At 46.6% G+C, this 16,061-nt stretch carries 4 protein-coding genes; all 4 read right to left on the bottom strand.

The window, feature by feature from the left end; genetic code table 11:
• Positions 1 to 36: 36 nt before the first annotated feature.
• Positions 37 to 528, bottom strand: a complete 492-nt coding sequence (locus ITG12_RS17085) for a DM13 domain-containing protein (protein WP_038870374.1) — start codon at positions 526 to 528, stop codon at positions 37 to 39.
• A gap of 359 nt (positions 529 to 887) precedes the next feature.
• Positions 888 to 1,805 (bottom strand): OmpA family protein, encoded by a 918-nt coding sequence (locus ITG12_RS17080; RefSeq protein WP_248874606.1) that lies wholly within the window; start codon positions 1,803 to 1,805, stop codon positions 888 to 890.
• Between the two features lie 29 nt (positions 1,806 to 1,834).
• Positions 1,835 to 5,350: a hypothetical protein gene (locus ITG12_RS17075; protein ID WP_248874604.1), complete on the bottom strand. Its 3,516-nt coding sequence runs from the start codon at positions 5,348 to 5,350 to the stop codon at positions 1,835 to 1,837.
• 30 nt (positions 5,351 to 5,380) lie between these two features.
• Positions 5,381 to 15,913 (bottom strand): DUF11 domain-containing protein, encoded by a 10,533-nt coding sequence (locus ITG12_RS17070; protein WP_248874603.1) that lies wholly within the window; start codon positions 15,911 to 15,913, stop codon positions 5,381 to 5,383.
• Positions 15,914 to 16,061 lie beyond the last annotated feature (148 nt).

The following is a 16,061-nucleotide window of genomic DNA, read 5'->3' as shown; positions in this document are numbered from 1 at the left end:
ATTTTTTATTCGGCATTGGTTAAAACTACTTGGCTATCAGCTCTGGTTCAGATTTGCGACAGATTCAAGCTGCGCAGAGGTAATAAATTCACCAAATGTTTCACACCAAATAATAACGGTCGTGTAGTTGTCTAAAGGCAAATCTTGAGGAAGAGTGACCATAAAACGGTCAAATGTTTTCACGTCACCCACATTAATCATTTGCGGCTTCAATCGATTGAAGTCAGCTTCCGTTTCAACAAATTTCGGAGAGAGGTACACTTTATAATCTGGGCCCGGAGCAAGCTCACCTTCAAAAGCCAAGGTGTCTTCCGTTAGCCAGATATCTCCTTGCCCCCAATGCAAAAAGTCACTGTCGATGCGATCTCGTTCAAAGACTCCACGATAGAGCAGTCCCTCAGAAGAATGAGAGATCACTGAGACATCAGGAGAAGTGGGTTGTATAAGAATAGGCAGCGCGTAAATACCGGCGGCAAAACCAGCCAAAACACATAAAGTGTGGCTTACAAGCAACAAAATCCATTTCATAGTTATATACCTAGCTTTAGCTAATACGACGTCATCGATAAATTTAGTCTATAAAGTTCGCTAAATCAGGGTATTAACCAAAACTCAGAGATTTCCTATATATTTTTCAGGTGAAGGTCACAAATCTGATTATTATATTGCGCATCATGATACTTAAATTGAATATTCATCATTTAAACAAACGCAACTAATGGAAATATAAATGAAAAAAATTGGTGTTATGGAAGAGTGGTTTTATTTCAATGAACGTAGATTTACCAACATTTGAACAAGCAGAGGGATAGCCAGAAATGGAGTTGAATACGGAAGAAAGGTAAAAAGCCAGCCTTAGTACTTTCATCCTCGGCTGGCTTTATTGATTATTGTTTAGGTTGGATGGTTGGTTGCTCTATCAAACCTTCTTTGAATACGATGAAGGCTCGGCGGTTAAGGGCATTGGCCTCTTTGGAGCGCTTATTAATTGCCGGTTGTAGCTCACCAAACGATTTCACTTCCCATAAGAATTGCGATGGGTCGATTTTGGTTTTCAGATACTTCACCACTTCAGATGCCCGGCGCTGTGCTAACTTCTCGTTGTATGACAGCGAACCAATTTGGTCAGTATGACCCGCAACAAGAATACTGCCCTGCAAGCCTTGCAACTTATCTGTGAAGCTGTCTAATTTGGCTAAATCTTCCGGCTTCAGCTGTGACTTGTCGAAATCAAAGTGCGGTGTCATCGCCATGTAGATTTTGCGTTCCGGTTTTGGTGGCTCACAAAATGGCATTTCTTCATATTTTTGCGCTTCCTCGAACACCACAAAAGCACGGCGGTTTTCAGCACGATCCTGATCGGTTTTACCCAGCGCTAATGGTTGCGTTTCACCAAAATACTTCACTTCCCAGTCATAATGGTCTGGATTAAGTTTTTCTTTAAGGAAGCTCTCCACTGATTGAGCGCGGCGCAGTGACAAGGCTTCGTTGTATTCCAGTGAGCCTTTGTAATCGGTATGACCAACAATGGTAATTCGACCGCTTAAGCCTTCGATTTCATGCACGAAGGCATTCAAACTCGTCGCATCTACGTCTCGAATGTTGTACTTATCAAAAGCAAAGTGCTCTGCCACAGCAATGTGAATTTCTCGCTCTGGCGCTAAACATTCGCTGATTAAGAATTTCGATACGTCCAAGTCGGTAAACTTGTCTCGGTTCTCTTGGCTTACGTAAGTATCGGTGGCGCAACCAGCGATAAGCAGCGTGCCCACTACCCCACCAAGAAGACGAAGGGTTGTTTTCATAAATTCCTCTCACTCATTCACGGATGGGGTTATAACTTACCAACCAAGTTGATGAATACGCCTTGTGCGTCGTAGTCATCATCGTTGGTTAAGTCGCTATCAAAGGCAGAGAAGTTGTAACCAATACCGACTTTGAAGTTGTTACCAATGTGCTTATTCACTGACACCAAGGCTCCATGTTCCAACTCATCATTTAAGGTATCCGTTTTCCAGTGGTATTCACCTGTGACGTCCCACTCTTTCATCACTCGATAAGAAGCACTTAAGCCATACAGGTCAATGTCGCTTTTGACGATTTCGTTCTTACCGGATTCACGCGCAAAGACTTCTTCTTTGTCTTTATGTGCGTATTTCGCGCCGACATCCCAGTTTTCATCGATGCTGTAAATCGCTTCGACTTCGATGATTTGGCTGGTTTCATCTTGGTAATCCACATCACGGTCTAGTTGGTCATAATCCGCAATGTAGGTATAACGGCTCAATAAGTTCAGACGGTCGTTGTAAATTGGACGGTATGCTAAGCCACCTGTTGCCTCGACAAAGCGCGCCATGGTCTCACCTGTGGTTTGACTCTCAGTAATCGAGTAGTTGTACTTACCAAACAAGGTGTGCTCTTCCGTTAAGCGATGCGTGTAACTGTTGGTCGTCACGATCTGCTCCAGCTCTCGCTGTGCGACATCAGGATCGTCTTCGTTCTTGTCGACACGGTATTCCAGTTTGTGACTCAAGTTGATGTCATCCAAATCGATTGACGCATTCAAGCTGACGGATTGTCGCTCAGTGACTTGGTTTTCATCGTCTTCGATTTCACCTTGTTGATAACCAATGCCCATTTCGACATCGTCCGTCACGTCGTAACCAAATCCGTAGGAGTCGATACGGCCGTGGCCATCGTTTTCATCGACAAATTGGTTCTCTTGGTAGAAATCCACACTTGAAGTCAAGTCAGCACGTTGACCGACAATCACGTTGTTTTCACCTTCGTAGTTGTCATCTACGTAAGTAACATAGGTAGAGTGGTCGTCAGAAACATCATACGTCACCGTCGCTTCGGCAATTTCGCCACGATCACCAGTGGTGTACTCACCGCCCAGTGATAAGTCTTCCAACACGCGGAACTCAGCACCCACAGAAACACTGTCATTATCGTCGTAGTCGTCCGATTGGTTCATGGTGGTTTGGCCTTTGACATACACGCTGTTGTCGCTGTCCCACATGTAATCCAAACGTAAACCCGCCAAGGTTGCGTTACTTTGCTCATCGGCTTGGTTGAGCTCATCCACCTGTTGGCCTGCTGCCGATAGCTTGATGTGCTGAGTCAGTTTGAATTGGGTTTCTAGCTCAATGGTCTCAGAATCTGTTTTCAGATTGCCATCCATATCACGCTCTTCGTTGGCAGAAAAACGCGATAAAACAGCAATACGGTCAGTGGCTTGCAGGCGCAATTCCGCCCCATAAGCTTCTTGCTCAAGGTCGTCGCTGCTGCTTGCGTAGCTGTAACCGGCGTCTTTGTCTTTGTACCAAAGTTTGACGTCGTTACCGACCGCGCCGAAGATGCTCGGCGCCAAGTCATACAAGTTCGCAACGGCTGTCACTTGAATGCTGTCACCTTCGCGATCTTCTAGGCTGTCACCAATTGGCGTAAAGGTTAAACCACCATCGTACGAGACAAAGTTCGACTCGGTTTGTCGACCTTCACTGTGAGCGAATTCCGCTTTAATGAACGTTCCTTCCGTCGCACGAAGCGTTAAATCAGAGCCGTAAACTTGGTAGTTTTGGTTGTCTTTTTCTTCCGTCGCGTAGGTGACGCCAAGGCCGATGTAGTCATTCACCCAGCCTTTCACACGGCCGCCGTAAGACATCGCATCCAGTGAGTCAGAGCCTTGTGGTACGTATTCGTAGTCCACAACCAGATAGTTTTCGTAATCGTCGTTACCTTCAATTACGCTGCCGAAGCTGTCAGACATGATGTTGTCTAGCGGCTTGGTCAGGATAATTCGGCCTTGGTATGGGTCGAATTCATAGTCACGCCCCGGCTCTAGTGGCACTTCGTTTTGCGTTAAGCCGCTTTCATCCACGACCCTAACGTAAACCTTGTCACTGCCTGGTACGGCTTCGCCGTGACGCAAGAAGTAAAGCGAGCCACCTGTACCCAAAAATTCATCGTGTGCGTACAGGGAATCTGCTTCTGCTGCAAAACCAACGATGTTCAATCGGTCTTCACCGTATTGAGTGGTATCGCGAGTACGGTAGTCCGCTTTAAAGCCATATAAGCTACGGTTGTAATCGCTGGTTTCTGTGCCTGTGACACCCGTGTTGTAGTTACCCCACAAGTACTGCGACTTGTCGTACTCTACATTTAGGTAGACTTTGCCTTTGGTATTGACCACTTTCTCGATGTTTGAGCTGTCGCCATAGTTGCCGTAGTACAACTCGTCATCGTCTTCCAGAATGTCAAACACGTCTGAATCTTCCGATGCAAACGGGTGCTTAAACATGTCTTTCAATTCACTTTCTTTGGTATCAAAGTGGGTAGTAATACGCAGCTTGTCACCAAACTTACCTTGGCCAAAGTACGCCAGACGACCTTGGTTGTAGATGTCGTTTTGGTATTGATCATCAACGCCAAGCGCTGCACTGTTGCCTGATACGTTGTTCTTACCGATGTACAAATCCGCCAAACCAGTTTGTGCATAGTAAGTGTCTGGGATACGCACGTAGAGTTGGTAACGGCGCTCATCGCCATTATCAAACACGACTTTGGTTGGGAATACGTACGCGTCGGTAGGTAGATACTGCTCGGCGTATAAGTTGCCATCTTCAACGTCGAATTCGTCTTCACCAATGATGACTTTATCAACGCCTTTAAGGCCGGTACCAATAAACTTCGCCAGACCTGCGTCGGTCGGAATGTTGTGACGCATCAACTTAGCTTGGCCATAGCTGCGGCCTTTGCCTTCTTCGTCTTCGTTGTCGTTTCGGTCGATGTCAACTTCTGCATCCGGACGAACGAGATCCGTCACACCAACCGTAGTGACATCCATATTGCCGTCTTTGTCCCATGCTTTTAGTCGGAACAACAGCTGGCCACCAACGTCAAACTGGTAGTCTACATCTGTAGCACCATCCCAGTTGATATCAAAATCGTTGGCCAACTTATCGCCTTCCAGCACAGCAATCGGCTCGGACAAACCAAAGTCGCCCACGCGATAAACTTCAAGTTGGTATTTTTTGATGTAGTAGCTGTAGTTAGTGGTAATGGTGAAACCAACGCTATCGCGCAGCGTACCCTCTTCCACCTCCAGCTCATCACTAACGCTCACATCCAGCACTGGGTCAAATCGCGTGATATCACGACTCGCCCAAATTGCGCCTTGGTCTAAATAAATACGCGATGCGTCGTCTTCTTGTTTTGGTGTTTCGACCGAGATATCAGTGGTCTCTGACTCGAGTTTTTCTAACTTGCTGGTATCGGCTGCCATGCCCATCATCGGCATGGCAGAAATAATACAGGTAGCTAAACGAGACTTGCTAAATACTTTCATACAAATTCCAGATACTGCTCTAATGACTCACTACTCTTGCTCGGTGTCTTTCGCTTTGCGATGAACACTGAAGTTAAACTTCGTGAGCTTATTCGGGGTAATTCGCAACACTTTCGGGTTTTCGCTCACCACTTCCATCGAAGTCGGTAGCGAGTCAGTGTCTAACTTCACTAGGAAGTTTTTCCCTTTCTTATTCAGCACCCATTGGTCGGGCACGTGGTAGCGTCCGTACTGGTCTGTATGAATGACGATGCCTTCCACCGTCATCAGCTTGACACCTGGTATCCCGTCTTCATAAACCCCTTTGTTCTCAATCACGATTTCCCACAAGTAGGCATCGCCATCTCGATAGAGGTTTCTTGTGACGTTAAGATTCTCTGCACTTAGGCCGTTCTTTTTGTCTGATTCATGAGCAAACTTGATTTGGCCTTGCGCATCAAACTCGATGCGGGAGCCACCGTCCGATGTGACGGTAAAATCAAAGCTTTCACGAGTACGTGTTTTGAATTGAATCGCGACAGATTTTGTTTCAGAGATGGTGCGGTTTATCGAGTGGCCCCAAAGATCACCCAATTCAACACCTTCTTGCGCGGCTGAAATCACTTGACCATTGTCTTGCTCATCCTTAACCGACAGCTCTTTCCCATCGCGGACGACGATTGTAGAGCCAGCGATGTAGTCCTGTGTAGGCAAGTTGGCAATCAATTCCACATCAAATGCCGTCGCGTCTGCTTGGAAACCGTCTTTGTTGTGGTCTTCAAACACCTTACCGATGATGGATGAGGTATCAAATACCTTGTCCGGCTCTACGGTTACTTTGGCACTGTCTTCGTTCGATACCGCAAGGCCATCGACTTTCGATACCGCGGTGTTGATGTAGTCACCAAACGTCGCACCAACGGAAACTCGCAGTAGATAACGGATACGTAGCTTCTCGCCAGGGTCGAAGTTCAATGAGGTAAACAGCAACTTGCCCGTGTCTGATGGTTCGATCGTCAACACTCGGTCGTCTTCATTACCAAACTCACCATCTGGGCCACTCAACACCACTTCCGATGTATCAAGAATGTACTTGAAGCCGCCAGGGTAACGGTCTTCCACAGTGACGTTTTTGAAGTACGATTCATTGTTGTTTTCCACGATCACTTCGTATTCCACGGCATCGCCCACTTGCGCGGTGTCTTGCAACGCCGCTTTCGTTAGCAGAAGTTCACCACTGTTATCTGGGATCTTCTTGATGTGCGTGGTCACGCTGTCACTGGTTTGTGTACCGTCGGTTTCTGTCGCGGTAAAGGTGTTGGTGATGTCGTCATCCAAACCTTTACCTAGCGTGCCCACAACTTCAAAGGCAAACGCATTACGTTTTTTCGACTTAAGGTTGACCGTTAAGTCCAAATCTTCGCTTGCCGGGAAGGTGTGGCGATCAATCACGCTGCCGCTGTCGTCTACTTCGACACCTTCAATCGTCCAGTCAGTGAAGACTTTGTTGCCCGCTTCATTTTGCAGCTCACTGATTTCATCGGTTAGACGAACATTGGCCGCGTTACCATCACCTTGGTTCGTGACGGCTAAGTAGTAAGTGACGGAATCATCATCCGGTGTGTATTCCGGCTTATCAGAACGCTTCTCGACCACAAGCTCAGCAGGAACAGGCGGTAAATCCAACGCTGCGACTTGGTCTGCTGAACCCTGCACTGAGGTTGGCGACGGCATCATGCCTTTTGAGCGCGCCATTGCAGCCGGATTCCACGTCAGATCTAAGTAGTAACCGAGTACATCAATGTTGGTCAGCATGTCTTCATTGACGGTCAACGTGAAGGTGTAATCAATCTTACCGCCCGGTGCGATATCAACGATGGTGAATAGATCTTTATCGTCTTCATAATCGCCCGGCTGAGTTTCAGCACCCTGCCAATCCGCCGTTAACGTCCAATCATCAAAGGCTTTGTCACGAGAACCATCGATGTAATCACCCATGGATTCACTGAACTGGGTATAGATAGCAACGTTCTTCGCAATACCACGTCCAATGTTTTCAATCACTAGGTGGTATTCCACTTTTTCACCCGGCACGTAATGTGGTGCGTCGGTGTAAAGCTCAGCTTGCACAACCGCACTCACACTCTGAACAGGAGGGCTGATCACATCCCCACCATCGACTTGCGCGGTGTTCACAATAGCTCCAGTCGCTGAATCCACAACCGTGCCTTTCGCGCGGAATACCACCTTACCTTTTGGTGCAATATCCACGCTGTATTCTATCGGGCTAACTGATTCGACATTGCTGCCTATGGTTTGTGATTCAACCTCAAGCGATGTTGAACCATCAACAAACGCAGGGCCTGTCGTACCATCGTAATAACCAACTTGGATAGACGACATGTCATCCACCACGCTCAAATCGGTGATGTAGTTATTCGAGGTGTTCTCGATGGTGATCAAGAACTCCAATTCCTCACCAGGTTCGTATTCGGTTTGAACGTTTGTTTTGGTGGCAACAAAATCGGGATCCATCGGCAGCATAATCGCTGTTGAATCTTGAGAAACACCGTTGTAAGTGACGGTGGCAGTGTTGCTGATCTCACCAATCGCTGTGGTACGGATCAGCGCTTTCACACGGAAGGTCACGGTACTCTCAGGCGCAATATCCATGGTTGCATTAATATCGTCGCTCAGCTCAAACGTCTTTGGTGTCACAACCGTGCGTTCATCCGATGATTCGTACGTCACTTCCCACAACATAAACGCTGACTCTTTGTTACCACTGGTGGTGTCAACATCGATGTCACTGATGATGTCTTTCAGTTCAACACCAGAAGCAAACGCCAATGACGTGTTACTCACCGTAATGTCGTAGTTGATCAGCTTCGTCACTTCATAGGTTGGCGTGTCTACCGATTTGTCGATGGATACCGTCGCGAGGATCGGTGTACTGATTGCGCTTTTTTCTGTTGTATTCCCTTCAAACGTTGTACTCGCTGTATTGGTGATGTCACCCGTCGCATTGGCTACCGTTGTCGCTTGAATGGTATAAACGATCGTATCTTCAGGAGCGATATCCAGCGTCTCTTTCAGATCTTCACCTGTTGTTGGTGCTGGAACTGGTGTTTCACCCGTTGTTGAGACCGCTGAAATCTGAATTGAACTTGGGTCAAACGCTTTTCCTGTGGTACCGCCAGCAAGTGTCGTTTCAATCGACTTCAATGTGTCTTCAATCTCGACGGCTTCCGCCCAGCCTAAGCCGTTGTTCTTAACCGTCACGGTATAAGTCAGCGTATCACCCGGTAGGTATTCAAGCTTGTCGACTTCTTTCGCCAACGTGACTTGTGCGTCTTCAGGCAAATACGTCGCTTCCGCTGTGTAGTCTGTGCCATCACTGTCCACTTTAACTAGGTTAGTGATGTTGCCTTTGGCCTTGTCGTTGACGGTATTCGTCACAACGAAAGAGTAACTATCGCCAGGGTGGATACTGTAAGTCGCGCTGTAACCTTGATCGGTATCGATCACGTTTTTACGAGCGTTCAGCAAAGGATCGCCACTACCACCCAGTACTTCATCACTGATCACCCATTTACCCGTAAAGGCTTGTGCTTTGTCGGTACTGTTCGCCACATCAGTCATAATGGTATCAATGCGATCCACCAGCACTTGGTCTACCAAGTAACCTTCACCGACGTTAGTTAACGTGATTTTGTACCCTACAGGCTGACCCGGTTGGTATTTCGCATCCGGCTCCGCAATCGGTGTCGTCTCTTTTGTCAGTTCCAATTGGCCCGGTTTTGGTGTGATGTAGCCTTGTGTTAGCTTCGCTCGTTTACTACCCAGACCATAAAGAAGGAAAGCGGTATTGGTAAAACGACCTACGGCATCATCACGAACTTTACCTCGTATGTGGATACGAATGACGGTGTATTTATCACCACCACCAGTACCTGCATCATCACGTCCTGCCATTTTTATTGAGCCCGCTGGAATATTGATATCCGGGTTGGTTACACCAACGAGCTTATCTAGCTCGGAGAAATCATTTGCCGCAGGATCTGAAGGTGCAGAATCAAACAACACTTCATAATCCAGAGTCCATTCTTCTAGAGCAGGCTTCATAGAGCCATCAACTGTTTCAACTTCAAAACTGTTAATGTCATCCAGCAGACCAAAAAAGCCGGTACTTACATCGTCATTGGTAATATCGATGTAGTAGTTAACTGTGCCCCCCGGTACATATTGAGGAGTATCGGTCCATTTATCGATTAAGTACTGAGATCGGCCAGCTTCCAGAACAATATCGTTCGTGTTGTCGCCATTGACTTGTGCAGTATTGGTTATTGAACCTGTCGCAGAAGCAGCCACCGTCCCTTTCACATCAAAAACAATGTGTTCTCCAGGTCGAAGGTCTACTGTGGCATTCAATGGTACGTTACCGTTGTAGTTACCCTGGACGTCGTAGGTTCCCGCCGGCTCAACTGCGATCGACGTTGACCATTGCGTAAATGCTGCTGTGCCATCTGAAGTATTAATATTGTTGATGGCATCGATAACACGAACGTCATTAGCGATGCTATCGCCCGTGTTTTCAAGGGTTACTTGATACTCAACATCACCGCGAGGCGCATAAGTACAGCCACTGCCATCACTAGAAGGAACCGAACAACTCGCGGAATCGCCATCGGTGTACTCTAGCGTCTTGAAGTAGTTGATTTCTGAAGGCTTAGGTGGAATAGGTTCCGACGAATCCGACTTACTATCAGCGGTCACTCGGTTCGCTTCAATCTCACCCAGCGCGTCGTCTCTCACTGTACCTGTCAGGTTAAAGGTCAACGCTTCGCCAGCTGCAATATCCACTTCGATATCGAGATTGCCGGCTACGCTGTAACCCGGAACATAGGTATCAATGTTCGCGTCGATTCCATTACTCACCGTATGGCTGATGTCACCAGAGGCATACGCCGGTTTGGTTGTACCGCCAATAACTTCAACACCAATATCGGTCACCGTATCTTGAATACGCACATCGTTCGCCCACCCGTTTTCTGGGTTAGTAACGACGAACTCGTACTCCACTTCGTCACCCGGAATGTAAGTATCTCCTGAGGTGAAAGGCGTACCATTAATAGACACGACGCGTTTTTCCACATTGATGTTGTTCGCCAAAGGCAGCAATGTAGCCGTGCGGTTTTTGCCATCGTAGTTCGCGGTGTTTTGAATATCTCCCAACGCATCTTCACGGATGGTGCCATGGATGGTGAACGTCAATGATTCCTGAGGAGCGATAACAATGTCATTGTCGATATCAATACGAGAACCATCGACAAAACCAACTGCCTCGGTAATCGAGTCTGGTGCTGCATCTTTCGCCAAACTCACTTCCCAGCCCGCATTAAATGGTTGGCCGACAGGATCGCCACCCGCCGTCGAATTATCTTCCGCAATACGGGTTTGAATCGCTGAGATGGTGTCTTTTATATGAGAGCCATACTCGGTGCCATAGCCGTTGTTTTTCAGCTGAATACGGTAGTAAACCTCACTCTCACCCGATGCTTGCGAGTAAGTCGTTTTCTCTGTACCGAATCCAGCATCAGAGAAGGCTTTCTTATTGAAGCTGATTTCCGGATCAGCCATTGACGCTGGAGGAGACACCGCAATTAGCTTGTTGCCATCATCTTCATCAATAAACGCTCGGTTAGTAAACGTACCTACCGCTTTTGGGCTGATCTTCGCAAGAATCACATAGCGGACATGAGGCGTAGTTAAGAAACCGCCGAAGTCTTTGGCTGCAATATCGACGTGAGTATTGATAGGATCTGTAATAGGTGTGCCTGTGACAATGGCACCATCTACATCTGGATCAGAGATACCAGAACGATCGGTATCTGTCGTAATCGTCCACTCAACAAATGTAGGGCCTCGACTACCGTCATAGTAGTCCGTCATAATTTCATCAATGTCATCACGTAGGCTCATATCATCGACATGAGCCTCGGCAATGTTTTCGATCAGAATTTCATACTCAACGTAACCACCTGGCATGTAGTGAGTTGCACCAGTTAGCTTGTTTCTATCTACATCATAGAAAGCTAGAATATTTTTCTCGTACTCAACTTTGTTTACAGTCTGCTTAATACTGTGAGCAATACTGTCGCCATCAACCTTTAACAAGTTGACGATTTCGCCTTGCGCTTTGTCATTAACAGTCGCAACCACTTCATATTCCAAGGTTGCCCCCATTGGAATATCAGCCAATACGTCTAGGTTACTGTCGCTGGAGGTATAAACATTGCCAGCACCTGCGCCTGCGTCGACGTACTCTTTATTGTCACCGGTCGCCTTTGAGGTAATGTCCCAAGTAACGTATGCATCACCTGTACTGCCATCAACGAGATCTACCGTGATATCCTCAAGATTATCGACAATAGGAATGTCATCGGCATTGGCTTTACCGTCATTCTCGATGATCAAACGATACGTAACCGTTTTACCCGGCTCGTAAACCGTTTCATCAGTGATTTTGTCAAAATTCAGGTGATAATCATTCGGAATAACAATGGTGTCACGATAGCTGATATCACCCACCGCATCGGGACGAATCATCCCTTTCACGGTGTACGTGACATCTTCTCCTTCATCGATATCAATCGTGGTCACAATGTCATTGTTGTCAGCGACCTTACCGTCTTTAGTACCATCTGTAGTGCCCGCATTCGCAAGATCACTTTTCTCTACACTTACGCTGAACTGATTAGTCTTTGTCGTCGGATCATAGAACGGGTTGCCCGTTGAGCCATCTTGCAATTGAACTGAAATACCATTAATCAATTCATTCACATCAACGTTATTACGGTAGCCTTTACCATCTTGTGAGGTGTACTTGAAGGTGTAGATCAGCTCATCACCAGGAGAGTAACGGTTGATGTTAGTGGTACGGAAAACATCACCATTGTTGTAAACCTGATGGTTTTCAGCAACGGCACGTTTGAAATACTCACAATCGGTCGTACAACCAGAATCTCGCATATCGAGCAGTAAAGCTTCATTTCGAATAACATTTAGATTGCCAGCTTCCACGCCATTAGAGACCGCATTATCTTTGACTAGAGCTTTGATCTTTATCGTCTTCAACTCAGTAGGAGCAAGAGATAAAGGAACTCTTACATCATTAGTCGATTCACTTCCATAACCGCTGCCAGTATCAACTAACCAGTGTTCAAAGGCTTGTTGAGTTGCAACATCTTCGACATAACCATCTTTGTCATTAGCAAGAGTTGTAAAAACCTTAGAGAGTTCATCTCTAAGCTCCACCTCTGCCACATTTTCTTCATCACTGTTCTTAACCAAAATCGTATATTCAAGGTACTCACCAGGCGTATAACGAACGACATCTGTCGTCTTTGTAATTGAGACATTGATATCAAACGCGCTGTCTTTATTGTCGATTTGAGCAGAAGAACTGTGGTCGCGGTCCGTCAATGGGTCATAAACATCAACACGGTTTGAAACTTGGTCGTGTGGATAATCATTTTTGACGATACCAGACACTTCATAATGCACCCACCCTCCCGGAGTGATATCAACGTCAGTATCGATGTTTTCGTTGTCTGAAACGTCACCGTAGCGTGAGCCTGGCTCATCGGTGTTTGTTGAACCTGTTATAGACCAGCTCGAGAAGAAGTTCAGCGCTTCGATGTCATCCTTAACGGTTGCATCATTGGCGTAACCCACTCCACGGTTGTAGATGTAGATGTCAAACGTTGCACGCTCACCAACAATAAAATCGGTGTTTTGAGCGGTTTTCGCCACAACAAGATTTGGCTCGTTTGGATGCGTCGAGACTGAATCCGCTAGATTGATGTTATCTTCTGCGTCAGTCGACTTGACGGTTGCTGTGTTAGAGAACGATCCCCACAGGATCTCAGAATCAACACTGCGATCAAGAGTACCAACAATGGTATATTTGATGGTTACACCCGGTGGGATTTGAGCAATAACATCAAGATCGTTGTTATCAGAAAAGTCTCCGGCGTCAGCGGCGACTTTTAACCAAGGCGAATCCGCCTCAATATCTGCTGAAATAGTCCACGAGGTAAAGACTTTCTTCATCGCACCAGCAGGCTCCAGCAGTTCTGCCTCTATTGCGCTGATGTCGTCTTTAATTTCGATATTGGAAGCAAAACCATTGCCTTCAGGGTTAGTCACACTGATGGTATAAGTCACTTCATTAGTCGTGTTGGTGTACCAGTTTTGTTCATCATTCCCATCTACGCGCTTATCCAACACTAGGTAGTAATCACGAGGGTAAGAGCCTCGATCCGAATAAAGCTTGCCATCCACTTCAACTTCGTTTCGGATTTCATCATCCGCAATTGGATTAACTACTGCAGCAATCGAATAAATGATGGTTTCTTTAGGGGCAACCGTCGCACTTACATCTAGGATGTTCTTATTGCTCTGATTACCTGCAATTTCGCCCGTAAAACCCGGCTTACTGTTTGTGGAAACATTGCCATCCTCATCGTAAGAGGTCGCCGTTACCACCCAACTTACGTAGGCTTTAGTTGATGTACCGTTGATAGAAGTAGTGGTTACAGAAGCCAGATCATCATAAACAGGTACATCGATCGCGTATCCTTCACCGCTGTTTTCTACTGTGATGGTGTAGTTTAGGGTGCTACCCGACGAGTAGTAGCGAGAGTCTACTTCTTTTTGAACTTTTAAGTTTGAGTTTGGCATTTGAACACCAGAACCAATTTCGCCTAGGTTATCCCCCAAACAAAGTCCCGCATCTGTGCCATCATCAACAATCTGACCTACACTGTCGTCCGCCACTCTTGCCGTCAACTTGTAACGAACATAACCTTCAGGAGCCAAATCGACTTTTAGGTCAATATCGTCGGTGGTCCAAGCGCCATAATCAAAAGAGCCGTAGTTAGAGCCTTCGCCACGGCTATCCGCGACTTCAAGTTTCCATTCAGAAAAAGCAGATCCAGACGAACCATCAACTTGCTCAGTGACGTTACACGCAAACTTATCTAACACGATGACATCATTGGCAAAGTATTTTGAATCCGCGTTCGAGATTTCGATGTCGTAAACCACTTCATTCTCACCAGAAACACCTGGCACATACGTCGTGTCTTTGGTTCGCTTGTTGCGTTTAATTTGGCTCGATGATGAATCGAGAACATCTTCCGTGTTTAGCGTATTTGCAAGCACGCCAGCTGAATCAGCGCCGCCTTCATCGTTAAGAACTTTCGCCTCCAACTGAGGGATCTTACCGATAGAAACGGGACTTGCATGCACCACAATGGAATAAACGATCTCTTCACCAGGGTAGATAGACACTTTATCGTCGAGTGATTTGTCGGTTTGCTTGCCCGATGCTTGTAGCTCAGAAAGGCTGTTCGAGCCAATCGATACTACTTCATTGGTCCAAGTCGAGTACGGGTTACCCGTTGTGTCGTCGGCATTTTTGTCGTTACTGATGTCGTTGCCTAGATCCGACTTCAACGAGTCCATCAACTGCTGAACAGTGTAGTTGTGAGCGATACCTGCACCAGAAGCGTTACGCACTGTGATGGTGTATGAGAAATCTTCGCTAACGAGATAATCGTCCGTTTTGTTGAGCGAGTGCGAGAGTGTGACATCAGCGTCTTTTGGCGGCGTTGTGATGCCACCAGCTGATTGGTTGTCGTCACGTGTTTTTGCTTCAGCGCTGTCATTGATGATGTCGCCGACCAACGTTGAATCGATTTGACCTCGAATGGTATAGGTGACTGAACCACCAACTGCGATAGATACATCCTTCGCATCCAAGTTACCGCTTGTTGAGAACGTCCCCGCATTACTCCCTGAACCCGAATTAGAAGAACTGTTTGAGACAGACGTAAAGGCTGAAATCATTGCACCATTGATGTCTTCGGCCTCAATATCTGCTACAAGGTCGGTAACCGTCATACCTTGGATTTTTGCAGAGCCTGTGTTCGATACTTTTAGGGTGTAAACCAGAGCCTGCCCTGCGCCATATTTATCAACCGACGCAGAAAGATCGATGCTGTGCTCATACACCACTCTCTGGTGGGTAGTAGTGTTTGAGTCTTCTCGTGAAAGCGCACCAGAGCGAACATTGGCAACGTTGTTAATATCACCCGCCGCCTGCTCAGAAACGGTTGCTTTGATGGTGTAGGACACCGTGCCGTTGTTTCGAATGTTTACGTTGGTCGCGGCGAGATTTCCATTTCTGTCGTAGTCACCAGCAGAAGATAGAAAAGAAGCGGACGCGGAGATCTCTGCGCTTTCAAATGCATTCACTGAACCGCCGGAATCACCGGAAGTCATGATGTTCATGATCTCATCATTGACCTCTAACCCGGAAAGTGTGGAACCAGAGGTGTTGGTTAAGGTCAATGTATATTCAATCTGGCTGCCGTTATCGTATTGGCCACTTACCGGTGACAATTGGACATCAAGCCCGGCTATATCCGCTTTCGCAGGCATAGCAATCAATACCATTAGGAACGACAAAAACACACCACCTAAGGAGCGAATCAAACGACTAAAATCTTTCGACATACTTACTTCTACTTTCCAAATCAGCTAGTTAAGAAAAACCAGGATTAATCAAGGCGAATTAATCAGCAGAAAAGTTTAGCGAAGCGAATGTGATTACAGTCGGCATCTTTCGAGCGAAGAGTTTTTTAAATGCCTATTACGACCATGA

The sequence above is a fragment of the Vibrio sp. ED002 genome (assembly GCF_023277445.1).
Lineage (GTDB): Bacteria > Pseudomonadota > Gammaproteobacteria > Enterobacterales > Vibrionaceae > Vibrio > Vibrio jasicida.
This window is presented reverse-complemented; position numbering and strand designations above follow the sequence as displayed.